21 protein-coding genes are annotated in these 24795 nt (G+C 66.6%); 10 read left to right on the top strand and 11 right to left on the bottom strand.

The window, feature by feature from the left end; genetic code table 11:
• Positions 1-8: 8 nt before the first annotated feature.
• From ACQP1G_RS18280 to ACQP1G_RS18255, 6 genes are all read left to right on the top strand, one after another.
• Entirely contained in the window at positions 9-1412 is a 1404-nt protein-coding gene (locus ACQP1G_RS18280) for a hypothetical protein (RefSeq protein WP_433205591.1), read from the top strand.
• Complete coding sequence (locus tag ACQP1G_RS18275; protein ID WP_433205588.1) at positions 1403-2722, top strand: Wzz/FepE/Etk N-terminal domain-containing protein; 1320 nt, start codon at positions 1403-1405, stop codon at positions 2720-2722. The genes ACQP1G_RS18280 and ACQP1G_RS18275 overlap by 10 nt, the downstream gene beginning before the upstream one ends.
• 134 nt (positions 2723-2856) lie before the next feature.
• A complete protein-coding gene (locus ACQP1G_RS18270; protein ID WP_433208610.1) occupies positions 2857-4182 on the top strand; it encodes a glycosyl hydrolase family 28-related protein in 1326 nt (441 codons plus the stop codon).
• Positions 4183-4184: 2 nt separating this feature from the next.
• Complete coding sequence (locus ACQP1G_RS18265) at positions 4185-5510, top strand: GNAT family N-acetyltransferase (protein WP_433205585.1); 1326 nt, start codon at positions 4185-4187, stop codon at positions 5508-5510.
• A 122-nt stretch (positions 5511-5632) separates the two neighbouring features.
• The gene (locus tag ACQP1G_RS18260; RefSeq protein WP_433205582.1) at positions 5633-7006 is read left to right on the top strand and encodes a glutamate-1-semialdehyde 2,1-aminomutase; all 1374 of its coding nucleotides are present in this window, start codon (positions 5633-5635) and stop codon (positions 7004-7006) included.
• Positions 7003-8139, top strand: coding sequence for a glycosyltransferase (locus tag ACQP1G_RS18255; protein WP_433205579.1), 1137 nt, complete (start codon positions 7003-7005; stop codon positions 8137-8139). Before ACQP1G_RS18260 ends, ACQP1G_RS18255 begins: the two co-directional genes overlap by 4 nt.
• A gap of 121 nt (positions 8140-8260) precedes the next feature.
• Here the strand turns inward: ACQP1G_RS18255 and ACQP1G_RS18250 are convergent, their stop codons facing one another.
• Positions 8261-8959 (bottom strand): sigma-70 family RNA polymerase sigma factor, encoded by a 699-nt coding sequence (locus tag ACQP1G_RS18250; protein ID WP_433205576.1) that lies wholly within the window; start codon positions 8957-8959, stop codon positions 8261-8263.
• Positions 8960-9155: 196 nt separating this feature from the next.
• Positions 9156-9869 carry a GAF and ANTAR domain-containing protein gene (locus ACQP1G_RS18245; protein WP_433205573.1) on the bottom strand — a complete coding sequence of 238 codons (714 nt, stop codon included), beginning with the start codon at positions 9867-9869 and terminating at the stop codon, positions 9156-9158.
• Positions 9870-10206: 337 nt separating this feature from the next.
• Between ACQP1G_RS18245 and ACQP1G_RS18240 the strand changes: the two genes are divergently transcribed.
• Positions 10207-10968 carry a GAF and ANTAR domain-containing protein gene (locus ACQP1G_RS18240; protein WP_433205570.1) on the top strand — a complete coding sequence of 254 codons (762 nt, stop codon included), beginning with the start codon at positions 10207-10209 and terminating at the stop codon, positions 10966-10968.
• Between the two features lies 1 nt (position 10969).
• Here the strand turns inward: ACQP1G_RS18240 and ACQP1G_RS18235 are convergent, their stop codons facing one another.
• Positions 10970-11677 (bottom strand): GAF and ANTAR domain-containing protein, encoded by a 708-nt coding sequence (locus ACQP1G_RS18235; RefSeq protein ID WP_433205567.1) that lies wholly within the window; start codon positions 11675-11677, stop codon positions 10970-10972.
• A 384-nt stretch (positions 11678-12061) separates the two neighbouring features.
• Positions 12062-12550 carry an anthrone oxygenase family protein gene (locus tag ACQP1G_RS18230; protein WP_433205564.1) on the bottom strand — a complete coding sequence of 163 codons (489 nt, stop codon included), beginning with the start codon at positions 12548-12550 and terminating at the stop codon, positions 12062-12064.
• A gap of 86 nt (positions 12551-12636) precedes the next feature.
• Here ACQP1G_RS18230 and ACQP1G_RS18225 point away from each other — a divergent pair, with 86 nt between their 5' ends.
• Complete coding sequence (locus ACQP1G_RS18225) at positions 12637-13224, top strand: TetR/AcrR family transcriptional regulator C-terminal ligand-binding domain-containing protein (RefSeq protein ID WP_433205561.1); 588 nt, start codon at positions 12637-12639, stop codon at positions 13222-13224.
• A gap of 160 nt (positions 13225-13384) precedes the next feature.
• Here the strand turns inward: ACQP1G_RS18225 and ACQP1G_RS18220 are convergent, their stop codons facing one another.
• From ACQP1G_RS18220 to ACQP1G_RS18200, 5 genes are all read right to left on the bottom strand, one after another.
• A complete protein-coding gene (locus tag ACQP1G_RS18220) occupies positions 13385-13615 on the bottom strand; it encodes a cold-shock protein (protein WP_433205558.1) in 231 nt (76 codons plus the stop codon).
• A gap of 18 nt (positions 13616-13633) precedes the next feature.
• Complete coding sequence (locus ACQP1G_RS18215) at positions 13634-15661, bottom strand: SDR family oxidoreductase (protein WP_433205555.1); 2028 nt, start codon at positions 15659-15661, stop codon at positions 13634-13636.
• 586 nt (positions 15662-16247) lie between these two features.
• Entirely contained in the window at positions 16248-17951 is a 1704-nt protein-coding gene (locus ACQP1G_RS18210) for a bifunctional metallophosphatase/5'-nucleotidase (RefSeq protein ID WP_433205552.1), read from the bottom strand.
• A gap of 101 nt (positions 17952-18052) precedes the next feature.
• Complete coding sequence (locus ACQP1G_RS18205; RefSeq protein ID WP_433205549.1) at positions 18053-18712, bottom strand: cutinase family protein; 660 nt, start codon at positions 18710-18712, stop codon at positions 18053-18055.
• A 183-nt stretch (positions 18713-18895) separates the two neighbouring features.
• Positions 18896-19894 carry a zinc-binding alcohol dehydrogenase family protein gene (locus tag ACQP1G_RS18200; RefSeq protein ID WP_433208607.1) on the bottom strand — a complete coding sequence of 333 codons (999 nt, stop codon included), beginning with the start codon at positions 19892-19894 and terminating at the stop codon, positions 18896-18898.
• A gap of 187 nt (positions 19895-20081) precedes the next feature.
• On the opposite strand from ACQP1G_RS18200, the gene ACQP1G_RS18195 reads away from it, so the two are divergent.
• Positions 20082-20723 carry a TetR/AcrR family transcriptional regulator gene (locus ACQP1G_RS18195; RefSeq protein WP_433205546.1) on the top strand — a complete coding sequence of 214 codons (642 nt, stop codon included), beginning with the start codon at positions 20082-20084 and terminating at the stop codon, positions 20721-20723.
• A 2-nt stretch (positions 20724-20725) separates the two neighbouring features.
• Positions 20726-22411, top strand: a complete 1686-nt coding sequence (locus tag ACQP1G_RS18190) for an FAD-binding dehydrogenase (RefSeq protein ID WP_433205543.1) — start codon at positions 20726-20728, stop codon at positions 22409-22411.
• Between the two features lie 3 nt (positions 22412-22414).
• Here ACQP1G_RS18190 and ACQP1G_RS18185 read toward each other — a convergent pair whose 3' ends face one another.
• The gene (locus tag ACQP1G_RS18185; protein WP_433205540.1) at positions 22415-23350 is read right to left on the bottom strand and encodes an expansin EXLX1 family cellulose-binding protein; all 936 of its coding nucleotides are present in this window, start codon (positions 23348-23350) and stop codon (positions 22415-22417) included.
• Between the two features lie 168 nt (positions 23351-23518).
• Complete coding sequence (locus ACQP1G_RS18180) at positions 23519-24781, bottom strand: bifunctional 3,4-dihydroxy-2-butanone-4-phosphate synthase/GTP cyclohydrolase II (protein ID WP_433205537.1); 1263 nt, start codon at positions 24779-24781, stop codon at positions 23519-23521.
• Positions 24782-24795: the final 14 nt, after the last annotated feature.

Here is a 24795-nt window from a genome sequence, read left to right as displayed (position 1 = left end):
GCGCAGACATGACCGCCTACACCGAGATCGTCGCCATCGCGTGTGCGTTGGTCACGGTGGCGGTGTCCGCGGCCTGGGTGCCCAGTGTCGCAAGGGTTTTCATTATCGCGCAGGCCGCATTCTGGTCGCTGTCCTACGTCGCGCGTCCGGTGGTTCTGCTGGTGGTGCAACCCGAACCGCACTACGGCGACAATGTGCCCGATCCGCGACTTGCCGAACTCGGCTACGACCGCGGCATCGCATTGGTCCTGCACCACGTCGTCTTCGGTCTGTGGGTGTACGCGATACTCATTGTGGGATACGCGATCTGGTCGCGACGCCATCCGGTCCGGGCCGTTCCCGCGATGAGCGCGAACCCGGATTTCGTGCCCGCGCTCGCCACCATCTATGTCCTCGGCCTGCTCGGGCGCGGCGCCTCCTACGCCACCGGATCCATCGGTCACGCCGGTGATGTCGACAGCGCCAACCCGATACTCAACTTCGTCGGCATCCTCGCGACCGTCGCCGCGCTCGGGCTGATCATCTTCATCCGGCCGACCCGGCCGCGGACCACCATGCTGTTGATCGGCGCGCTGCTGGCCGGGGAGTTGATGTGGACGGTGGTCGTCGAATCGAAGACCCCGATTCTCGGGGCCGCGCTCGCGGTGGCAGTCCGTTTCGCCATCCTCGGCTGGACCAAGGCCAAGGTCGTCGGTGTGCTGGCGATCGCGGTGCTCGGCATCGGCGGCTTCGGCTGGTTGCAGTCGTTCAAGACCACCGAATCCGGGAAGGCCGAGGCGGTCATGATCAGCTCCGCCTATCCGCCGACGGTGCGACCGTTCCTGAGCATTCTGCGGCGCTTCGATCTGCTCGAGGCCGCGACCGACGCCTACTATCACGGCACCGGATACTGGCTCACGCCCGCCGAGGAGTTCCGCCACGCCACGCTGAGCCTGATCCCCACCCAACTACTCGGCGCCCCGAAGTTCCAATCCGGCACCGCATGGGCCAATGACATTCGCGGCGCCTCGGTGGATATGACGCGGGTCCAGGTGTCGCTGGCCGAAGGAAATGTCAACGAGGGCTATGTCATCGGCGGCTACACCGGAATCGTCGTCAGCGTCGGATTCACCTTCGTGCTGTTGCTCGCCTGGGCCAAAGCCTTGTATTCCCGGTATTTCCCGGTGGTTGTGCTCGCGCTCGCGCTGACCGGCGCCTCCTCGCTGTTCGAGCGCGGAATTCTGGGCAGTATGGAGGCACTCGGCAAATTCCTGCAGGCCGCGGTGCTCGCGACGCTGATCTATCTGGCGGTCGAGGAGTACCGGCGGCGGGCGAAACCTCGTGCGCCGAAAGCTCCAGCGCCGCGACCGCGAGCACCGGCGCAGCAGCCATTGGTCGTCATCGGGAAAAGAGGATCCGAATTATGGGACTGATCGATTACTGGCATATCGCGCGCCGCCGCTGGCTGCTCATCCTCGTCGTCATGGCACTGTGCCTACTCGCGGCGGTCGGTTACGCACGCAGTCAGCCGAAGAATTATGTGGCCTCCAGCAGCGTGTACATCTCGATGGCGACCGGAACCTCGGTGAACGATTCGTATCAGGGCGGGCTGGCTGCCCAGCAACGCGTGCGTTCCTACCTCGACCTGGCCACCAGCGCCAACGTCGCCAAGCGCACCATCGACGATCTCAGCCTGAAGATGTCGGTGGACGAACTGCGGGGCAAGATCACCGCGGCCTCGCCGCCCGCCACCACGTTGATCGTCTTCTCGGTCAAGGACAGCACGGCCGAACGGGCCCGCGATATCGCCAATACCGCTGTCGCACAGTTCCGTCAGTTGATCGCCGAACTCGAATCCATCGAGAAGGACGCCGCACCCGCGGCGCGGGCCGAGGTCGTCGACCGCGCCGAGCTGCCATCGGGTCCGAGCGGCCCGCAGTCGACCCGGCTGCTCGCGCTCGGCCTGCTGGCCGGACTCGCATTGGGCGGGCTCGCCGCCTTCGTCCGCGATCGCACCGACCGCACGTTGCGCACGTCCACCGATCTGGAGGCGCTGCTGGCCACCTCGATTCCGGGATCGTCCCGTTCCGGCGCGCCGGTGCCGATCCTCGGCATCATCGATCTCGGCCGTCCCGGTGCCGTCGACGAAACCCGAAGGCTGCGAACGCGTTTGCAGCGAAATGGCGAGGCGACGACGGTGCTGCTGTCCAGTCTCTCGTCACGATCGGAACCGGAGATCGCGATGGCGCTGGCGAAGTCGTTCGCCGATACCGGCCACCATGTCGTCTATATCGACGCCGATACCTCGGGTCACGGCGGATCCCAACAGATCATCGTCGGGGCGGCGCCCGGGCTCGCCGACGTACTGCGCGGGTCGATTACGGTCACCGATGCGCTGACCGGCTGGCCACAGGCCGGGGTGACGGTGCTGCCGCTGGGCGAGGCCGATGCGCACACCTCGGATCTGCTGGCCTCCGACCGCTTCGCCGCCGTCGTCGCCAAGCTGCGCACCGATTACGAACATGTGGTGATCCAGGCCGCACCGGTCGCATATGCCGCCGACGCGATCGCGCTGGCCCCGCTGTGCGAGCACACCGTCGCGGTGGTCGAACTCGGCACGACCACCGCACCGCAAATACGTGGCGCGCTGGCCACATTCGGGGACAGCCTGCTCACCGGCGCGGTTGCGTACAGCAAGCTGGGCACGGGATTACAGCGGCTGGTGGGGAGGCTGCGCATATGAGTTCCGCATCGCGAAGCGATTCGATGAGGGGTGGCGGTCGGGAGGCGGAGGGGCGTTTCCCATCACGAAGCGATTCATCGGAGGGTGGCAGCCGGGAGCCGGCTGGGCGTACCGAGGCTGTGCGGCGACGACGACTGCTGGCCGCATCCCTCGGTGCCGCGGCCGCGCTACCGCTGGCGGCCTGTACCTCCTCCGACTCCCCCGACATCCAATTCCGGTCACCGCATGTCACCGACGCGCCCGCGGCGCGCAATGTCCGTGACTTCGGTGCCGTCGGGGACGGCGTCGCCGATGACACCGCGGCGATCCAGTCTGCGGCCGCCGTCGGGGACGCACCGCTCGTGTTGTATCTCCCCGCCGGCCGGTACAAGGTGAATTCCTGGCCCGACCTGCCCGATTACGCGACGGTGCTCGGCGACGGGGGCGATGTCTCGCTGGTCACCTGCGATGCCGACGTCACGCTCATCACCCTGCGCAAACGCAACCGAGTGCGGTTCTCCCGCATCGGCTTCTTCCTGACCGGACCCCGTTCGACGGCCGTCCAACTGTCGGAATCGTTCCGCTGCTCCTTCGACGGGGTGGTGATCCGCGGCAACCATCTCAGCGAAAACCATCCGCGCTTCCTGCAGCAGCGCGGTGTGGTCCTCGACAGCAACACCGGCGGAACGGCCTTCGTCAACTGCGATATCAACAACTTCGGCTACGGCATCGTCACCTCCTGCATCCAGAACTACGTCACCTCGTCCAAGCTCACCAGCAACTACATCGGGGTACTCGGCACGGGCAACGACCACAATGCCGGACTGTCTCTGACCAATGTCGAATTCGTTTCCGACGAGGATCCGCGCACCACCGATCGGCACATCACCATCGACGGCGCGGCCAACGACTGGTGGCTGACCAACGTCTGGTTCGAAGGCGCCGATACCGCACTGTCGGTGGGTCAGCGCGATCGCGGCGGGCCCGCCCAGTTCGGGATGATCAACTGCAAGGTCGCCGCCCGCACGGTCGGCCTCGACCTCATCTACTGCCGTCAGCCCTATCTGGCCAATGTGCAATTCGACAAGGATTCCGAGCGGCCGCCGATCGAACTGCGCATCGATGCGAAGGGCTGCCCTGAGGGCACCGCGATCAATCTGATCTCCAGTGCCGCAGACGATCTCGCGCCCGGCATGTTCCCGGAGAAGTGGCAGGTGATGGGCCGCGACGGCATGCACGCACCGCAGTACAGCGGCACGATGGTCGGCCGTGCCGGGCACGGCGATGCGGATATCTTCCAGGCCCAGGCCGCCGACGGCACCGTGCGATCGGCGGTACTGTCCAGCGGCGCATGGCTTTCCGATCGTGCAGAGAGCGGCGTCGTGCTGAAGGACGCGGCGGGCGGCTACTGGCGCCTGTCGGTAGGCACCGACGGCGCGGTCAAAACGACCTCGCTCGGCCGCCAACGACCTCGGGAGTGAACATGTCGAGCAGTTCGTTGTCCGGTATCCGGCTAGGCCCGATGACACTGCACGGCATGGCGGTCGTCTTGCGCACGCCGCGGTTCGACGATTACGCGCAGTGGCGACGGATCCGGCTACGCGATCAGCGCTCTATCGAACCCTTCTGGTCCAGTTCGCCGCTGGACTGGGATGCGCGGCACACCGGGAAGCTCTGGGTCCGGGAATGCCTCTGCGGGCGCGCCGAAGCGCGGGCGGGTCGCAGACTGTCCTTGGTGATCGAGGTCGACGGCCGATTCGCGGGCCAGATCGAACTCGCCTCCATCGAGGCCGAAACCGGTTCCGCCGAAATGGGGATCTGGGTGGACGCGGAGGTGGCGCGCCACGGCGTCGGTGGCCTGGCCTCGTCCCTTGTGCTGGACTTCGGCTTCGGGCCGGCCGGCCTGTACCGCATTACCGCCCCGATCTCACCGGCCAACCTCGCCACCGCCCGAGGCGCCGCGCTGATCGGCTTCCAGCGCGAAGCAATGATGACGAGGTATTTCGACGTCAGCGGGGCCCGGCGCGACCACGAACTGTGGGCGATCACCACGGCGGCGATTCCGCCGCACGGTTTCGCGCGGCACTGGATCGACAACCACTCCCCCCAGTACCCGGACACCAGCCGGCCCGCCGGGGCCGATACCTGCGCCGACACTGCGCCGAGCCGGACCACGATGCTCCTCGCCGCGGCCAGGTATTACGCGGGCCGCGCCCTGCACCTATTCGATCCGCTGCGCTCGCCGCCCACCGCCCGGCTCGCCGATCCGGACGATCCCACGGTGGTGTTGCGCAGTCGGCGGCTGCTGGATTGGGCGCGGTGGCGGGCAGCCCGAGTCCGCACCCGCGACGCGCTGGATCCGGATCCGAGCGCACCGGCCGCGGCATGGCGGCGCCAGCACGGCCGGTCGCACTGGTTGCGCGAATTCCTGCGCGCCCGTTCGGGTTTGCGCTCGGCGGGCGGGTTGACGCTGGCCATCGAGGTGGACGGCGACTACGCGGGTGAATGCCGATTATTCGATCTGGACATGTTCGATCGCAATGCGCGGATGTTCGTATGGACCGATCCGGCCGTCGGCGGTGAGCGCGTCCGGATCGCCGCCACCCGGCTGCTGCTCGACCACGCGTTCACCACCCTCGGCCTGTGCCGGGTGGCGACCGCCATCGAACCCGGCGATATCGGTTCCGCCGATATCGCGGCACGCGTCGGCATGGTCCGCGAGGGGCGGATGCGCTGTTTCGTCGGTGCTACCGGACGCAGGGCCGATCACGACCTGTGGGCGGTTACCGCCCCCATAGACCGGGCGTGACGAAGTTGCGCGGACACGACGACCCACCCGACGTACAGTGAACCGGAGAACCCTTCGTGCGCAACCAGATTCGTGCCGGGGGCGCTGCGTGCGCGTGCGTCATCACTGCCCAGGAGCTCATCATGGACCACGTTGATCGCGACGGCCCGGCGGCCCGCCGCAACCGTTTCGCCCGGAGCAACGAACTGCAAGAACGGCTACACGATCTGGTACCCGGTGGCGCGCACACCTATGCCCGCGGCCCGGACCAATATCCAGAGTTCATGGCCCCGATCCTGGTGCGCGGGGAGGGCTGCCGGGTCTGGGACGCGGACGGCAATTGCTATATCGAGTACGGCATGGGGCTGCGTTCGGTCACCCTGGGCCACGGGTACCGCCCGGTATTGGAGGCGGTGACCAGGGCCATTGCCGACGGTGTCAGCTTCAGTCGGCCGACCGAGCTGGAGTTGCTTGCCGCACAGGATTTCCTGGCGCTGGTGCCGGGCGCCGATATGGTCAAATTCGCCAAGAACGGCTCCGATACGACCACCGCCGCGGTGCGGCTGGCCAGGGCCGCCACCGGACGCACCGTCATCGCGGTCTGCGACCAACCGTTCTTCTCGGTGGACGACTGGTTCATCGGCACCACCCCGATGGCCAGTGGCATCCCCACCGAGGCCACCGCGGGCACCATGAAGTTCCGCTACAACGATCTGCCCTCACTGGCCGCGGTGCTCACCACCGGCGCGGTCGCCGCCGTCGTCATGGAGGCGGCCACCGCACTGCACGAACCCGAACCCGGCTTTCTGGAGGGTGTGCGCGAGCTCTGCGATCGGCACCACACACTGCTCATCTTCGACGAGATGATCACCGGATTCCGCTGGTCGGTCGGCGGGGCGCAGGCCATCTACGGGGTCACCCCCGACCTGTCGTGCTGGGGCAAGGCCATGGGCAATGGCTTTCCGATCTCGGCGCTGGCGGGCAAGCGGGAGTTCATGGAACTCGGCGGGCTGCGCACCGACCGTGATCGAGTCTTCCTGCTCTCCACCACGCACGGTCCGGAATCCGCCTCACTCGCCGCATTCCGCGCCGTAGCTCACGAGTACACCACCGGCAACCCGATCGCGCGGATGGAGCACGCCGGTCGCCTGCTCGCCGAGGACGTGAACGCGGTCGCCGCCGATCTCGGCATCGCCGACTACCTCGAGGTGCTCGGCCGCCCGTCCTGCCTGATCTTTGTGACCCGCGATCGGGACGGCCGGCCCTCCCAGGAGTTCCGCACCCTGTTCCTGCAGGAACTCCTGGACCGCGGTGTCCTCGGCCAGTCCTTCGTCACCTCGGCCGCACACACCGAATCCGATATCGCGCAGACCATCACCGCCTGTCACGAGGCGGCGAGTGTGTACCGCAAGGCAATTGAACAGGGCACCGTGGACGGGCTGCTGGAGGGCCGCCCGGTGGCACCGGCCATCCGGCGCACGGCCGCGCCGCGCCGCATCGACTCGGTGCCCGAATGAGCCTGTTGCACAACAGGACCAAGTCACCACTGATCGCGATCGTGCACGAGCGGTTCACCGAATTCGGCGGCTCCGAGGCGGTGATCGGTGAATTTCTCGAAACCTGGCCTGGCGCAACCGTATTCGCACCCATTGTTGATCCGGCGAGCATTCGGCCGCCGTTGACCACGGTGCACGACACCTGGCTGAGCCGCGCGCACGCCGCGACCGGTCGTCGATCGCATGCCCCGCTGCTCCCCTTCGTACCGGGTGCGCTGCGCCGACTGCCCCTGCGCGGGCGGTTCGACGCGGTTCTGATCAGCCATCACGCCTTCGCCACCCAGGCCGTATTCGCCACGGACGCACCGACAATCGTGTACGTGCACAGTCCGGCGCGCTGGGCCTGGGACCCCGAGTTCCGCGCCCAGGAGGCGGGCGGACGCGCGGGACAGTTCGCACTCACCGCCCTCGGCCGCCTGGCCCGTCGTGCCGAATTGCGCGCCGCACCACGGCTCACCCATATAGTCGCCAACTCCCATGCGGTCGCCGATCGCATCCGCGACTGGTGGGGACTCCCGTCGACGGTCATCAATCCGCCCGTCCAGGTCGACGACTTCACCCCGGACCCGGCCGTGACGCGCGAGGACTTCTTCCTCGTCGCGGGCCGCTTGGTCCCCTATAAGCGCCCGGACCTCGCCATTCGCGCCGCCCAACGCGCGGGCGTGCGCCTGGTCGTCCTCGGCGACGGCCGCTTCCGCGCCCAACTCGACTCGATCGCGGGTACCGAGACCACCTTTCTCGGTGCGACCCCGTTCGACGTCCTGCTCGATATGTACCGCCGCTGCCGCGCACTGCTGATGCCGGGCATCGAGGACTTCGGCATCGTCCCGGTCGAGGCAATGGCCTGCGGCACACCGATTCTCGCGGTCGACCAGGGTGGCGCGCTCGATACCGTGCGTGCGGGCATCACCGGCGAGTACGTCGCGCACGGCAGCGATGAACAGGTCGTCGACGGACTGGCCGAGGCGATGCGCCGCTTCGATCCGACCGCCTACGACCCGGCCGCCATCCGCACCCATGCGATGAGCTTTTCCCCCAAGGCTTTTCGAGCGAATATCGCCGATACCGTCGCTGCCACCATCGATACCGCCTAGCCGGATTCGCGCGGACGGTCGATCTCGGCCCCGCGGGACTGCTCGATGGCGGCCAGGAAATCGGAGATGACCTGGAGATCGCGTTCGCCGTTGTCGGCCATCCGTCTACGCCACGACATGGTCAGCGGAGCGAAGATCGACGTGAAAGCACCGCCGGCCCGTTAGGCGCGAGCGTGACCCGCCCCTGCGATTCCACGAGGTCGGTCTTCAGGTGCTCGATTCCAGCCCGGATCCGGGATTTGACCGTGGGCAGGCCGACGCCGAGTCGCGCTGCCACCTGCGGGTAACTGAGGCCGAAATAGTAAGCGAGGGAAATGGATTCGTGCTGCAATGCGGTCAGGTTGGTGAGACTTCGGCGCAGCGCAACACTCTCGTCGCGGCGCAGCGCCTCCTCGGCCACCACATCGGTGGGCGGCTGATAGTCCCGGCTCCCCCAGGAGTGGTTGTGGTCGAGGGCCGCGCGCTCGTGCCGGACCCGGTCCACGGCCTGGCGGTGGGCCAGCATGCGCAACCAGGTCAGCACCGAGCCGCGGCGCTCGTCGAAGGCGACCGCGCAACGCCACACTTCGAGGTAGACATCGTGACAGGTCTCCTCGGCGTACCCCCGGTCACGGACGATCGAGAGCACGCGCCGGTAGACCAGAGTGTGGGTGCGACGGTACAGCTGCGCGAAGGCCTCCCGATCGCCGCCGCCGATGCGGTGTACCAATTCGGGATCGACGTCGCCGGATACGCTATCGGCCGGATCACGAACCGGGCGAGCGGTGGATCGCAGAGTGGTTGGAATTCGTTCGGACCGTTGCGAAACGAGCAAGATCACGATTGCCCCCTGACAAACAGATGATGCGATAAGCGCAGTGATTCGACGGGTGAGTGATGCATCGAAGCAGACCGTCGAGGGCATGGACGGAACTGTCGGAGAAGGGGATCCGGCCGGGGGCTCGGGCCGGTAATCCGCCGTCAGCCAGCGTACCGCGCCGTGTGCATATGCCAATGCACTTTCGCCATCGTTCGAATCAAATGCGCAGTCCGAGTTCGACGATGCCCTTCGCCACCGCTTGCACCGCGACCCGATTCTTGCGGGCGTGGGTCCGGATCAGCTCGAAGGCGACCTCCGGGGTGGTCCGCCTGGCATTGGCGATCACACCCTTGGCCTGCTCGATGACGATCCGCGAATCCAGTGCGTGCTGTAACTGCGCGGTCAAACGCTGTTGGCGGCGTAGCACATTCGCGTTCAGGATGTGCCCGGTCGCCATGCTGGCCAGCAGGGCGCCCACCGAGAGGTCGCGATCGGTCCAGACCCGCGGCGTCGGGCCGTACAGGCCGAGCGCACCGACCGTGATACCGCCGACCCGCATCGGAATCTCGGCCAGCGACGACACTCCGTGCCGGACGGCCTCGATGGAAAACTCGGGCCAGCGCTCCCGACGCCGACCGATATCCTCGACCGCGATCGGTTCGCCGGTCCGGAACGCATCCACACTCGGGCCGCGTTCGCTGCTGTGCTGGCAGAGTTCGATGGCCACGAAATCTTCCGGAGCGGCGGCCGCGAAAAGGGTTTGTTCATCGGGGGTCGGCGTCTCGTCCGGCATCAGCATGACGGTGCAGCCCGCCAGGTCCAGTGCGGCGGTGGCGCTGCGCATCAGCTGTCGCACCATCTCCGCCGTGTCACCGATCGCGGGGAGCAGTTCGGCGAGCCGCGTCGCAACCAGCACCTCGTTGTCAGCCACCCGAATCACCCCGCGCGCGCGAAAGTCGATCGTCCCCGACAAGTCCCACGCCGCACTTGCTGACCTTTCCATGGTATGGCTGAGCGAACTCGCACACCAGGAATTCGGCGCGGCGGCATATCGGTGAAATGTCCAGCTACCCTGCGGATTCCGATGACGGGATCGGTGAACAGTGGTCGACATAACCACTGTTCGGATGCCACCATGGACGACAGGCTCGACCTGACCGGGCACCGCGAAGCGCGCGGTCAGGGCTTATTTTCGCTGAATTCTCTCCGCGTGAATGTGTCGACGATGCGGCGAGCAGCATGCACCGCGACCGACTCGGGAGACGGCAATGGGGCGCGTATTCGACGATCGGCACCGTGACCGATCCACTGAGCCGCTACCGCAGTCGACACAGCTATTACGGCTGTTGGTGCGCGTGGTCGACTCGCTCACAAGCGATTTCGATGTGGTCGAGCTGTGCCAGCAGTTGTTGGAGGCCTGCGTCGAGATCACCGGCGCGGCCGACGCCGGATTACTGCTGGCCGACCAGCGCGGCGATCTGCAGGTGCTCGCCTCGACCACCGAAGCGCCCGCGCTACTGGAACTGCTGCACTGCGAGGGCCCCGGCCTGCGGGCCTATCGGAGCACGAGTCCGGCGAGGGTGCCGGATCTGCGGGCCGCCGAAGACCTTTGGCCGGAATTCGCGCGCGCCGCGCTGGCAGCCGGCTACCGCTGCGCCTACGCGGTGCCGCTGCGGCTGCACCGCGACAGCATCGGCGCGCTCACGATTTTCGCCGCACCTGCCGCCGCGCTCGACCACCTGGGTCCGCGCATCGGACAGATCCTCGCCGATACCGCGGCGATCGGTATCGCGCATCATGTCCTGCTCGCCCACAGTGCGACCATCAACGCGCAGCTGCCCACCGCGTTGAATTCGCGCGTCACCATCGAGCAGGCGAAGGGTGTGCTCGCCGAACGCGGCGGCCGGGATATGGATCTCGCATTCGAGCTCATGCGCGCTCATGCCCGCGCCACCGGCCGACGTCTCGCCGATATCGCCGGTGACGTCGTCGAGGGGCGCGTCGATCTGCGCGCAGACGCGGCGGACTGATTCAGGTGTCGAAGCGAATCCGGTTGTCCACCACCAGTTGCGCGACCTCGGCAAGCGACAATCCGTGCGCGAACGCATACGCGCGCAACCGCGCGTAGGCATCCGGCGCGCCGATACCCAACTGCGCGATCACGATTCCGGCGGCCTGGTGGATGATGCGGCTGGTCAGCGGCCGATCCCACCACTGCGCGGTGGTATGCGCGGATTTCGCTGATCCGGCGATCAACTGGGCGATGACGAGATCGGCGATATGCAGACCCGCCGAGATCACCGCCGCTTCCGGCCGCCCAGGGCGCGCCCGATACAGATCGAGCACACCGAAGCGAACCACGCCCAGCCGCAACGGCACCGCGACCATCGACCCGGCCGCCCGCACCCGATTCAACTCATCGGCGAAGCCGGGCCACCGTTCGGCGGTCGCGCCCAGATCCGCCACCAGCACCGGCACCCCCGCGGCGACCGCGTCCATGGCAGGTCCCTGCCCCGCGGTGGCCTGCACCGCCTCCACTCGCGCCGCGATCGGATCGCTGGCACACCACGGTTGTAGCCCGACATCGCGCTCCTGGATCAGGATCGCGGCACCCTGCACCGGCAGCACCCGGACACAGGCGCCGCATAGGGCGGCCATCGCGCCGCCATCGGCCGACAGCTTCGTCAGAAACTCGAGGGCCGAGAAGAACTCATCGGTCAACTGATCGAACTGCCCCACACTGATCCTACGAACTCTCACGACCGTTACCCCTGCCACGAGTTCGACGGTCCCCCTGTCCCAGGATTCGTCGCCGATGCGGCACCGGACCGCCACTGCGCCACGGGAATACGGTGGGTCGGCACCGCCAGAATACGAAACACCCCTCGTCCACACCAGGGCCGAACGTCCCACGTGTCCGGTCTCGAACGTCGCGGCGGGCCGCCAGCTGACCGGCCTGGCCGTTTCTGGTTCGTCTCACGCCGGAGCGGGTGTTGCCCTTGCCGGGTCGATGCGGAATACCGGGCAGCGGTGTGCCGCGTCGCCGAAGCTGTCCGGCGAGGCGGAACCGACCAAGCGGCTTCTGATGAAAGCTTTGCTCCCCTGGGATTCTGGATAGGGAACTCACGCAGAATGGGGTTGCGGAGAGTCGTCGGTCGGGGCGGATCCGACGACCACGGCAATCACCAGGATGAATGCGACCAGCGCGCAACCGGTCCGGGTGAAATGGAACAGTTCCCAGCGCCGCAGGATGTCGGCATAGTCGCTGGGCGGCGTCCCCACAGCCCAACGCTTGATCTGCTGATTGATCGGCACGTTCCCGAAGCGGGTCACCAGGAACGACAGAATTGTCAGCGCCGCGGCGCCCGCCGCGACCCACCGCGGCCAGGCCTTCGACCGCACCGCCAGGACCAGCGTGCTCAGCACGGCCAAACCCATCAGCGACTGCATTACTGGGCCGTTGACCCGCATCAGTGCGGTATGGAAGGTGAATCGAACATCAAGGGGCACTTCGCGAAACGCGTACAGCACGTTCACCGCGCCGTATCCGAATGCCCCGGCCAGCAGGCCGGGGAACAATAGCGCTGCGGCCCGGACGGATTTCGACAGCATCGGAACTCCCATCTCGGTATCGCAACACCAAGTTGCGATAGAGTCAGTGTGCCGACCTGTCATCAATATCGCAACAAGGAGTTGCAATGGGTTCTGCCGCGCCCCTCGGGAGAGGCCCGAAAGTCCGGGCCGCTGTGCTCGCCGCGGCCGTCCAGGAGCTGAGCGAACATGGATATGCCGCGTTCACCATCGACAACGTGGCCCAGCGCGTCGGGGTACACAAGACCACCATCTATCGGCGGTGGCCCGACCGGGACGCCCTGATCGCCGATGCGCTGGCCGACAGCGTCGCCGCGGAAATCCCCATTCCCGATACCGGTTCGATCGAGGGCGATCTGAATGCGCTGGCGCGCAGTCTGGTCACCTGGATCAGCAGCCCGTCCGGCCGGGCAGTCCTCGCCGTCATGCTGTCCACCGCCGCAGGACAGCCGCCACCACCCGTCTCCGCCCGCCATGCCTTCCGCGACCGCATCCGCAAAGCGCTGCCGGTCGTCACGCGCGCGGTCGAACGCGGCGAACTCCCCTCGGGCACAGATCCCGCCGAACTGATCAAAACGCTTGTGGCGCCGATCTATTTCCGGGTGCTGATCACCGGCGAGGCAGTGGACGACCACACCGCCGACGCGGCCGCAACTGTCGCTGTGACAGCCGCCCGCGCCGGACTGTTCGGCTGAGCCCGGCCATCAGGCTACGACCTCATCGCCTGGCGGGACGAAGCCGACCGCAGCCTGCAGCGGTCGGCACCCTCGGATCCGCCACGCCACCGCCGAACATTCCGAGACTCCGCCACGAGTTCTGAGACTCGACCCGCGGACGCCGCCGGTCAATGCCGCCTCAGAGCTTCCGGACCCACGTCGCCCGGTACCGGAAACTGTCCTGCTCGGCCTGTTCGTATCTGAAATCGACCCGGTCGCCCTCGGTCAGCATTCGGAACCCATCTCCATCGATGGCGCTGTAGTGGACCCAGACGTCGGATCCCTCGGGCAGTTCGGGTGCGGAGATTGCGCCCCAGCCCTTCTCCGCTTTGAAGAACTTGACGGTGCCGGTGCTGTAGTCCTTGGCCATCAGGCCATCATGGCGCAATCACCACTGCAGGCCGGGGATAACCCGGGTGACCCGGGCAGCGGGGCTCGGCAGTGCCATCAGAGGCAGGACGACCGGTGCGAGATATGACAATGCGCTGCGGCCGGTGTCCTGGTCCGAATCGTCGGCGGCACCGGGAACCACTTCCTGCTTCCCCTGTGCCGCATGCGATTCGCCGAACCAGCGGAATCCCTGGTGCATGATCGTCCGCTTGACCGAGGGCATCAGCAGTTCGACCGCCTGGGCGAAGGTGCCGACCGGGGTGTCGATGCGGTGCGGGCGATCCTCGATGGCGCGCACCACAATGGCGGCGGCGCGGTCGGGATCCGGAACGGGCAGCGAGCGGTAGAGGTCGGTGGGCGCGATCATCGGGGTGCGCACCAGCGGCATCCGGACCGAGGTGAAAGTGATTCCCGCATCCCGATTTTCGACGGCGGCGATTTCGCTGAAGTTGTCCAGCGCCGATTTGCTCGCCACATATGCCGCGAAGCGCGGCACCTTCGTCTGCACGGCGATCGAGGAGATATTGACGATATGTCCGAAACGCCGCGCCCGCATCGACGGCAGCAGCGCGAGAATGAGCCGCACCGCGCCGAAGTAATTCACCGCCATGGTCCGCTCGAAATCGTGCATGCGGTCGGTGGAATTCACCACCGAACGGCGGATCGAGCGGCCGGCATTGTTCACCAGGTAATCGACATGACCGTGATCGGCGAGCACTGCGGCCACCAAATCCTCGACACCGTCGGAATCGGTGATATCGCACGGATAGGCATGGGCGACACCGCCTTCGGCGCGCACCGACTCCGCGGCGGCCACCAAATCCTCGACACCGCGCGCCACCATGACGACGGTCGCGCCGCGCTGAGCCACGGCGTGCGCGGTGGCCAGGCCGATGCCGGAAGACGCACCGGTGATCAGAACAACCCGGCCCGCCAGCGGATCACCGCTGTCGCCGGGCCGACCCCGGTTCGGATCGAGGTTCTCGGCCCAGTACTGCCACAGCCGCTCGGCGTAGCTGTCGAAGGCCGGCACCGCCAAACCCGTGCCGCGCAACTGCGCCCGCGTGGAGTCGGCGACGAACTCCGCCGAGAACGAGGCGTGCGGCGCGACCGCGGCGGGAATTCCCAACTGCTCCAACAGGAAATCGCGAACCGTCGCGACGCCGGGGATATGTGAGAGCCCGCTCAGCGCGAGCCCGCTGCCCGGCACGGTGCCGATGCCGGTCGGGGCGCCCGCCGCGGCGGCAAGTGCGCCGTAGATCTCGCCGAACGGCTGCGGCTCCGGGTTGACCAGGTGGAATGTGCGCCCGTCGAGTCCGGTGCGGCGCACCAACTCGACCATCGCGCCCGCCACATAGTCGACTGGAACGATATTGGTCGCGCCCAGTTCGGGCAGCAGCATCGGCAGTTCCGCCGGAAGCGCACCGAGGCGCGAAATGGCCGGGAAGAAGTAGTACGGACCGTCGACCTTGTCCATCTCGCCGGTGCGGGAATCGCCGACCACGATCGCCGGCCGGTACACCCGCCAGCGCACGCCCTCGGATTCGCGCACCAACTTCTCCGCGGCGAATTTGGTGCGGTGGTACGGGGAGGTCAGCCGCTGGCCGAGGTCGAAGTCCTCCTCGAAGAATTTGCCCTTGTGGTCACCGGCCACAGCCACCGACGACACGTGGTGCAGCACCGCGCCCACTTCGCGGGCCAGTTCGAGCACCGAGCGGGTGCCGGCGACATTGGCCGCATGCGCGGTTTCCTCATCGGCGGTCATGTCGTAGACCGCACCGAGGTGGATGACGTGGTCGGCCTTCGGCGCGTCCTCGATCAACCCGAGGCCATCGGCGGTCAGATCACCGAGCATCGGAAACGCGCGTTCGCCACCCGCCCAGCCCGCGGTGAGTTCGCTGAATTTCGCCACCGACGCGGTACGAACCAGCACATGCACAATGGCTTCGGAATCGGCATCCAGCAGTCCCTGCACGACCCGCCGGCCCAAAAATCCGGTTCCGCCCGTCACGATGAAAGTCGCCATCGCAGTCCTCCTGCTGTCGCACTCGAATTGAGTTGTCACACATGCGCGCCCGGCATGCAGCAGTGAATGCGGACATCATTGATTTCGGCCACCGGACAACAATGGTCGGGCCGGAGTAGGAACGTCATTGCCCTTACTGATCGGTAACTTTAATCGGCGCAGCTAGCCTCGAGCAAGCGAGTAGCGGCCAAGTGTGATGTGTGAATGGTCACCACCGAGACCAGCGAATATTGTGTGTTACAACAGTTTTCAGATAATGCTCGGGCGCGAATCCCCAATCAGGACACCACATTTGCCCACACGATCGACCACGCGTTGCCGAAGGTCATGGCGATGGTGATACCGGCGATCGCAGTCGCCGGACGCAGATCCGGGCCCTTTTGTTCCTCCGTCGCCCGCCGATGCCGAGGACGAGCGGCGGCGAGGGGCACAGCAGACGCCCAGCAGACCGAGTACGAGCGATGCGATGGCAAGGCGATCGGCCCGGTTGACCGCGCGCGTAGAGCCGGTAGCGGCAATGCGCGCTGGATCGACATCGGCCGCACCGAGATTCGGGGTGCGGCGATTGGAAACCGCCGCCACGGGCTCAGCGTTTCTCGGCGCGAGCGGGCGGTGTTTCGAGCGGCGGGCGGCCCTGCAGATAGGACTCGAAGGCCTCGAGATCAATGGGGCCGACGGTCTTGTCGGCGCCCTCGGTGAAGACGGTGAAGCCGTCGCCGCCGGCGGCCAGGAAACTGTTGGTGGCGATGCGGTAGGTGGCGACCCGGTTGAGCGGCTGGCCGCCGATGCGCACGCTGTCGGCGACGACCTTGCCGCCCGTCGGGCCCGACCCGACATAGGTGTAGGTGAGCCCGGCGGGTGAGAGCACGGTCGACTTGTCCGCGATATTCCATTGCTGTTCGAGCAGGCGCAGGATCTGACTGCCGGTCAGCGTGAGGGTGACGACCTGATTGCCGAACGGCTGGACGGTGTAGATATCGCCATAGGTGATCTGACCGGACTTCAGGTCGGTGCGCACACCGCCCGGATTCATGAACGCCGCCACCGCCGATGCGGGCGCGGCCGCGGTGACCGAGAGCATCGAGTCGGCGATGACATCACCCAGCGGTGATTCGCCGGATCCCGCCGGTTCGTGCGGTAGCGACGCCGCGGCGATGCCGACCGGCCGATCCGCGCGCGGCTTGGCCTGTTCGGCGTAGAAGTCGATCAGTGCGGTGGTGGCCGCATCCGGGGTGACATCGCGGGTCACCACCCGGTTGACCGCCGAGGCCTGTACGCCGTCGGCCCCGAAGCGCAGGGTGATATCGGTGATGAGCCGACCGTAGGAGGCGGCCTGGGTGACGACCTTGCCGTCGATGGTGCAGATATACGGCTGATGCGAATGCCCGGTGAGCAATGCCCGCACCGCCGGATCGACGCCGGTGGCCAGGGCGGTGACCTCGGCGGAGATGTTCGCGCAACCGTTGTAGTCGACCGCGACGTTCGGGGCCGGTTTCTGCACTCCACCGTCGTGCAGCAGCGCAACCACGGTCTCCGCGCCCGCGGCCTTCACCTCGGGGACATACCGGTTGATCGCCGCCACTTCATCACCGAAGGTGTAGCCCCGAATGCCTTCGGGGAAAACGATACTCGCGGTTTCCGGGGTCACCGTGCCGATGACACCGATCTTGTGACCGCCGACCTCGAGCATCGTCCACGGACGCAGCGTCGGCGGCAGCTTGCCGCCGGCGTCGGTGACATTGGCGGCCAGATACGGAAACTTCGCACCGGCGAACGGCGCACCGGGCGAGCATCCGGCGGGCGCGCAACCCCCCTGCCGCAGCCGCGCCAATTCGATGACGCCGTTATCGAATTCGTGATTGCCGACCGCGGAGGCGGCCACTGCGATGGAATTCAGAAAGGTGATGGTCGGCTCGTCGTGGAAGAGTCCGGAAACCAGCGGGCTCGCGCCGATATTGTCGCCCGCCGCGACCACGGCACTGGCCGGATAGGCCTGCTTCAGCCGCGCCAGATGGGTGGCCAGGTACGCGGCGCCGCCCGCGTCGTATCCGGCGATCTTGCCGGTCGAACCGGCGGGCGGCTGGAGATTGCCGTGTAAATCGTTGAGCCCGAACAGATGTACCTCGTTCGACTGCGCGCCGCGCAGGTCGTTGGTCGAGATGAGCGGGATCACCCCGGGCGCGGATGAGGTGGCCGGGCCGCTGCCCTCCGATGCGGTACCGCACCCCGCCACCAGGGCGATGCTCACGAGTCCCGCGATGATCATGCCGATGCGACCGTGCGCTGTCATGCTTCCGACTTTCCCACGCCTCGGTGCCATCGGCATGAATCCCGCGCGAACACACCGGCGGCGGGGCCGATATACGACCCCGCCGCGCGGATTTTCCCGGCCTACACCCGGCTTGCCGCGAAGTCCGCGGCCGGCCAGAACGCCCAGCCGTAGTTCCCGTGCTGGGCCGGGTCGAAGCCGCCGCCGCACACCGGATCACCGCCGGTGCAGTAGTCGGCGGTCTTCCATGCGTAGTTGCCGGGGACGCCCCAGCCGATCAGACGGAGTGGATCGCCGAACAGCAGAACCGCGGACACCTTCCATTCGAGATCGCCGGGGAGCACGTAGATCCCGGGCAATGCGGTCACGATGCCGGTGCCGACGACGCCGTGCACGACGGCCGCGCCCTGCGAGTAGCCGACCAGGATGAACTGCTGATCCGGGCACATTTGCGACTGCCGGATGACATGGTCGGTCATATCCTGGGTGCCGCGGCTGAGCGAGGTGGGGTCGAGCAGATCCGCCGGATAGTCCACCCGGTAAGCGCTGCTACTCACCGGAAGCGCTTGCAGCAGTGTGTCATACAGCGGGTCGCCGACAACGGAGCCGAGCCAGCCGGGTTCCCCGGTGCCTCTGGCCACGACCACATCGACTGCGGCACAGTCCGCCCGTGCCTGCGCGCCCGTACTCGTCACCGCCCCGGCCGCGGCAACGAGCAATAGCACAGCCATCACCCGCGCGAACCGCCGCTTCTCGAATACTTTTACCTTCCGGATTTCCATCGTGATCACCTCTCACGCCGTTGTGAGAAGCCGAGTGACACTTGTCAGTGACAAGCGTCACTCGGCTATATCCGCCAAGGTAAAGACGATGGAGAGTTGCGTCAAGCAACTCAGCTGAAGCGAGATCTACTCAACGCTGAATCGTGTCCTGGTAATCCCGTCCGCCCAGGGAAATTTCAGCGCTCAGGGGATGAGAACCGCTGCGCCAGTGAAACGTCCGTGTGCAAGATCCGCGAGGGCTCGATCTGCCGTACCGAGGGAGTACCCAGTTGTGGTGACATGTATACGGTGGTCGCCCGCCAGCGCAAGGAATTCGCGTGCGTCAGTGCGGGTGTTGGCAGTCACCGAGCGAATCTCGCGTTCCTGGAACAGATGGCGCTGATAGTTCAGGGCGGGGATATCACTGAGATGGATGCCCGCGATGGCGAGCACACCGCCGCGATCGAGCGCTTCGAGTGCGGGCGGCACCAGCTCGCCGATCGGCGCGAACAAGATCGCCGAATCCAGTTGTACCGGAGGCCGATCCGCCGCGCCCTGCACCGAGGCGGCACCGAGGTCGCTGGCCAACTCGCGCGCCGCCGGATCCCTGGTCATCACGTGCACCTCGGCGCCGCGCGCCAACGCGACCTGCGCGGCGATATGCGCGCTACCGCCGAAGCCGTAGATCCCGAGTCGTCCCCCCTCGGGCAGATCGGCGCGCTGCAGCGCGCGGTAGCCGATGATGCCAGCGCACAGCAGCGGCGCGGTCTCCACATCGGCGTAACCAGCGGGTAGCCGATGCGCATAAGCCGCTGGGACAGTGGCATATTCGGCGTATCCGCCATCCGCGTCCCAGCCGGTGTACTCCGAATTCGGGCAGAGATTCTCCGCACCGCGCAGGCAGTACTGACAGATACCGCAGGTGTGGCGCAGCCAGGCGATGCCGACGCGATCACCGATGGCGAACTCCGCCACCGTCGGCCCCTGCGCCACTACCTCCCCCACGACCTCGTGCCCCGGCACCACGGCGGGTCGATGCACCGGCAGATCCCCCTCGGCCACATGCAGGTCGGTTCGGCAGACACCGCACGCCAGCACCCGGACCAAGAGTTCACCGGCCGCCGGTTCCGGCACCGGTTCCCGGATCAAGTCCAGCGGTCCGCCATCGATCGGTCCCGGCCGTCGCACGCGCCAACCGGTCATGCCCGTGGTCGCCGCACTCGCATTCATACCGATCACTCCTCACCGACAGGGGCAACGGTCTCTTCGGATTATCCACGCCGCCCGCGCTGGTCCACCCGTTCCGCCGAAGGTGAGTCGACCTTCTGATACATTTCTGTATTGAATACATTTCTGTATCGAACGGCCCGGACGCCGGAGGAGGTGCGCGGTGGCATCGACAACCGATGCGGATGCCCCGGTGCGCCGGGTGACCCGCCGCCGCACCGAGACCCGTAAACGCCTGCTCATCGCCGCTTACCAGGTCTTCGCCGAGGAGGGCTTCGGCCGCGCTTCGGTCGAGCGCGTATGCGACCGGGCCGGCTTCACCCGTGGCGCCTTCTACTCGAACTTCACCTCACTCGACGAGTTGTTCCTCGCAATGTGGGAGCAGCGGTCGGCCGCCATGATCGCCGGTGTCCGCGCGACGCTGGACGACTTCTCGGTCGAGGGTGTCGCCGATATCCGCACTGCGGTCGAACGCCTCGACCGCGCCGTACCGATCGATGAGGACTGGTACCGCATCACCGCGGAGTTCACCACGCACGCGCTGCGCACGCCCGGGCTGCGGCAGGTGATGGCCGAACGCGAGGAGGCGATCGTCGCGGCGCTGATGCCGACCATCGTCACCGCACTGTCCCGGATCGGCCGGACCGTCCCCGATCCCGACACGCTCGGCCAGGCCCTGGTCGCCGTACACGACGGCACCGCCGTACAGGTGCTGATGGAACCACGCAACCGCAAGGTGCGCATGCGGCGCACCGATCTGTTCTGCCACATCGTGCTGGCCTACAGCACCGAAACCGAAGGATGACCATGTCCAACCCCAGTCCCGACTTCGCGCAAGAGGCGGATGTCATCGTCGTCGGTGCGGGCCTGGCCGGGCTCGTGGCAACCCACGAACTGGTCAAGGCGGGCCGCAAGGTACATGTGCTGGATCAGGAGAATCGCAATAACTTTGGCGGCCAGGCCTTCTGGTCGCTCGGTGGCCTGTTCTTCGTGGACAGTCCGGAGCAGCGCCGCCTCGGCATCAAGGACTCCTACGAACTGGCCATGCAGGATTGGCTGGGCTCGGCGGGTTTCGATCGCGACGACGAGGATCATTGGGCCCGCCAGTGGGCGCAGGCATATGTGCGCTTCGCGGCCACCGAGAAGCGGGATTACCTGCACGAGTTGGGTTTACGGGTGACACCACTGGTCGGCTGGGCCGAACGTGGCGGCGCGTTCGCCGACGGACACGGCAATTCCGTCCCGCGCTTCCATCTCACCTGGGGCACCGGCCCCGAAGTGGTGCGGATCTTCCAGGAACCGGTGCTCGCGGGCGAGCGGCGCGGTCTGGTCGGCTTCAGCTTCCGGCACCGGGTCGACGAGTTGATCGTCGAAGACGGCGCGGTGGTCGGCGTGCGCGGCAGTGTGCTCGAGCAGACCGATCTGGAGCGCGGCCGGGCCTCGTCCCGAAATGTGGTCGACGACTTCGAATTCCGCGCCGATGCCGTCATCGTGACCGCTGGCGGAATCGGCCACAACCACGAACTCATCCGCCGCAACTGGCCCACCGAACGGCTCGGGCCCGCGCCGGAGACCATGATCTCCGGTGTCCCCGCACACGTGGACGGACGGATGCTCGGCATCTCCGAGGCCGCAGGCGGCGCGATCGTGAACCGGGATCGCATGTGGCACTACACCGAGGGCATTGTCAATTGGAATCCGATCTGGCCGGATCATGCCATCCGGATCATTCCCGGCCCGTCCTCGCTGTGGTTCGACGCCAACGGAAAGCGTTTGCCCGCACCGTGTTTCCCGGGTTTCGATACGAATTCGACGATGAAGGAGATCCTGGCCACCGGCTACGACTACTCCTGGTTCGTACTCACCCAGTCGATCATCGAGAAGGAGTTCGCGCTCTCGGGCTCCGAGCAGAATCCGGATATCACCGGCAAGGATCTCAAGCTGACCCTCAAGAGCCGGGTGGCCAAGGGCGCGCCCGGCCCCGTCGAGGCCTTCAAACAGCACGGGGTCGACTTCGTCGTCGCGAATACCCTGCGCGAGTTGGTCGATGGCATGAACAAGATCGCGCGCGGTCCGCAGTTGGACTACGACGATCTGGAGCGACAGATCATCGCCCGTGACCGTGAGGTCGCCAATAAGTACTCCAAGGACGCCCAGTTGATGGCGATCACCAATGCGCGCCAGTACTTCGGCGATAAGGCGGGCCGAGTGGCCAAACCGCACCGCATCCTGGATCCGGCGCACGGTCCGCTGATCGCGGTGCGGCTCAATATCTTGACCCGCAAGACCCTCGGTGGATTGCAGACCAATCTGGAATCCCAGGTGATGCGTCCCGACGGCACACCGCTGCCCGGTCTGTACGCCGCGGGCGAAGTGGCCGGTTTCGGCGGCGGCGGTGTGCACGGCTACAACGCGCTCGAGGGCACCTTCCTCGGTGGTTGCATCTTCTCCGGCCGCGCCGCCGGTCGGGCCATCGCGGCCAAACTTGTTTGACCGCTAGTGACAGCCCCTCGCGGCGATGCTCGATAGGGCTCGCGGTGCAGAGGTGGGGACCACAGTCGTCGGCGCGGGCGGCGGTTCCGGGATCGACTCGGTGTAGAGGCTCATACCGGTGTACCGCAGCCCCTGTTCCAGGATGATCCCGGATATCTCCCCCTGATGCCCCTGGATATCGGTCACCTGCGCCGAGAACGGTCCGGGTCCCGCACCGCTGATCGTCCAGTAGTTGTCCATGCCGCGGTTGAGCTCGTGCCACGGGCCATCCGATGCGGACCGCAATGCCACCCGCTGGATGGGATTGCCCGATCCGGTCACCAGCATGGCCAGCCAATCCGATGACGAATCCGGCTTCAGCTCATAGCTCAGTTCGGGTGCCGGGAGTGGATCGCGGACGACCGTATAGCGGATCCGCGCGACGCCGTCGGACCGGTCCGCGATCTGTTCGAACGCGGCCGTGCTCAGATCCAGTTGTCCCGGAGCACATCCCGGACAGCGGTCGGCGATGAGCACCCGAACGTCACCGCGCGGGCCGTGCACGTCGAGATAGCCGCCACACAGATCGGCGCGGCCGTACTCCTGGGTCGAGATCCCCACATAGAAGCCGTTCGTCGGCAGTCCGACGAACGAGCAGGCGGCGCCGGGGCCGAAGGCGTAGTACCGCGCCTCCCCCGGCCGCGTCGGTATCGACGCCTGCACCATATGCTGGTTCGCGAAGCCGGTACTGCTGGTAGCCACCATCATTGGCGAGGTGATCCCGATACCGGGAACCGACTGCATGGCGGCGCAGGACGGGTGCTGCTGGTGTCCGGCGACCCAGAGTACGAGCGCCACCACGCCGAGCATCACGCCAGCGGACAACCACACCCATCCTGAACGAAAGTGCTGCTGTTTGATCGGCATTCGGTGCACGGCTGTCCCCGACTTCCGACTCATCCAACTCGCGGACTCTCCATCCTGACCTCACCAGGAAAGCAGGCCGACCCCCGATACATCACCCGAACGAAAAATCTCCGCAGTGAAACACTCGCGTGTCGGCAATCCCATGGCAAATAGCCAGCATTCGGCTCGGCGGCTGTGCGAAAGATCGGAAAAGATCCGATCCTAGGATGTGACCCTTGCCGGTTCGGCGTCGACGCCGGAGAGTTGATGATCCATCCGATCGCGCTTGGCGCGCAGGTAGCGGATGTTGTGTTCGGTCGGTGTCGCCTGCAGCGACAGCCGCCGCACCACCGTGATCCCATAATCTTCCAAACCCGTCTGTTTGGCCGGGTTGTTGCTCAGCAGCCGCACCGAACGGATACCGAGATCGGCGAGCACCTGCGCACCCGCCGCATACCTGCGGGCATCGACCGGCAACCCCAGCGCCAGATTCGCTTCGACGGTGTCGGCGCCACGATCCTGTAATTCATACGCGCGCAATTTGTTCAATAACCCGATGCCACGCCCCTCCTGACCGCGCAGGTAGACCACCACTCCGCTGCCCTCCTCGGCGACCGCGCGCAACGCGGCATCGAGTTGGTCGCCGCAATCGCAGCGCAGCGAGCCGATGGCATCGCCGGTGAGGCATTCCGAATGCAACCGCGTCAGTACCGATTCACGGCCGGGCGCACCGAAAACCAGTGCGAGCGTTTCAGTTCCGGAAATCTCATCGCGATATCCGACGACCCGGAACTCGCCGAATCGGGTTGGCAGGCGAGTCTCGACGACCCGGGTCAGCGTGTGCTCGACCCGGCGGCGGTACTCGATCAGATCGGCGATCGAAATGATCGGCAGCGCATGGGTTTCGGCGAAGTCGAGCAATTGAGGAAGGCGCGCCATCGATCCGTCGTCGTTCACGATTTCGGCGATGACACCCGCCGGTCGGAGTCCGGCCAGCCGGGTCAGATCGACGGCGGCCTCGGTGTGACCGGCGCGGCCGAGCACACCGCTGGGATGCGCGCGCAGCGGGAAGACGTGGCCCGGTCTGGTCAGATCGTCCGGTCCGGTGCCCGGATCGGCGAGCGTGCGCACGGTGTTGGCGCGGTCGGCGGCCGAGATCCCGGTCGTCACACCGGAGGCCGCATCCACCGACACCGTGTACGCGGTGCCCTTGGGGTCCTCGTTGACCGGCGTCATCGGTGGCAGCCGGAGCCGGTCCAGATCCGCACCCGCGAGCGGCGCGCACAGCACGCCACTGGTGTGCCGGACCATGAAGGCGATGGATTCCGGCGTCGCCTCAGCGGCGGCCAACACCAGATCACCCTCGTTCTCCCGATTCTCGTCGTCCACCACGACGACCATGCCGCCCGCCGCGAGCGCGGCCAGAGCGGTCTCAATGGCATCCAGCGCGATCGTGTGGCGCTGATCCGCGAATTCGGTACGCATGACCACCTCCTTAT

Origin of the sequence: Nocardia sp. CA-107356 (assembly GCF_050946365.1) — a bacterium.
Taxonomy (GTDB): domain Bacteria; phylum Actinomycetota; class Actinomycetes; order Mycobacteriales; family Mycobacteriaceae; genus Nocardia.
This window is presented reverse-complemented; position numbering and strand designations above follow the sequence as displayed.

Bases quoted from the DNA above. Each gene is read 5' to 3' on its own strand.
- ACQP1G_RS18280 (WP_433205591.1), top strand. From the start codon at position 9: ATGACCGCCTACACCGAGATCGTCGCCATCGCGTGTGCGTTGGTCACG.
- ACQP1G_RS18275 (WP_433205588.1), top strand. From the start codon at position 1,403: ATGGGACTGATCGATTACTGGCATATCGCGCGCCGCCGCTGGCTGCTC.
- ACQP1G_RS18265 (WP_433205585.1), top strand. From the start codon at position 4,185: ATGTCGAGCAGTTCGTTGTCCGGTATCCGGCTAGGCCCGATGACACTG.
- ACQP1G_RS18260 (WP_433205582.1), top strand. From the start codon at position 5,633: ATGGACCACGTTGATCGCGACGGCCCGGCGGCCCGCCGCAACCGTTTC.
- ACQP1G_RS18255 (WP_433205579.1), top strand. From the start codon at position 7,003: ATGAGCCTGTTGCACAACAGGACCAAGTCACCACTGATCGCGATCGTG.
- ACQP1G_RS18240 (WP_433205570.1), top strand. From the start codon at position 10,207: ATGGGGCGCGTATTCGACGATCGGCACCGTGACCGATCCACTGAGCCG.
- ACQP1G_RS18230 (WP_433205564.1), bottom strand. From the start codon at position 12,550: ATGCTGTCGAAATCCGTCCGGGCCGCAGCGCTATTGTTCCCCGGCCTG.
- ACQP1G_RS18225 (WP_433205561.1), top strand. From the start codon at position 12,637: ATGGGTTCTGCCGCGCCCCTCGGGAGAGGCCCGAAAGTCCGGGCCGCT.
- ACQP1G_RS18220 (WP_433205558.1), bottom strand. From the start codon at position 13,615: ATGGCCAAGGACTACAGCACCGGCACCGTCAAGTTCTTCAAAGCGGAG.
- ACQP1G_RS18215 (WP_433205555.1), bottom strand. From the start codon at position 15,661: ATGGCGACTTTCATCGTGACGGGCGGAACCGGATTTTTGGGCCGGCGG.
- ACQP1G_RS18210 (WP_433205552.1), bottom strand. From the start codon at position 17,951: ATGACAGCGCACGGTCGCATCGGCATGATCATCGCGGGACTCGTGAGC.
- ACQP1G_RS18205 (WP_433205549.1), bottom strand. From the start codon at position 18,712: ATGGAAATCCGGAAGGTAAAAGTATTCGAGAAGCGGCGGTTCGCGCGG.
- ACQP1G_RS18200 (WP_433208607.1), bottom strand. From the start codon at position 19,894: ATGACCGGTTGGCGCGTGCGACGGCCGGGACCGATCGATGGCGGACCG.
- ACQP1G_RS18190 (WP_433205543.1), top strand. From the start codon at position 20,726: ATGTCCAACCCCAGTCCCGACTTCGCGCAAGAGGCGGATGTCATCGTC.
- ACQP1G_RS18185 (WP_433205540.1), bottom strand. From the start codon at position 23,350: ATGAGTCGGAAGTCGGGGACAGCCGTGCACCGAATGCCGATCAAACAG.
- ACQP1G_RS18180 (WP_433205537.1), bottom strand. From the start codon at position 24,781: ATGCGTACCGAATTCGCGGATCAGCGCCACACGATCGCGCTGGATGCC.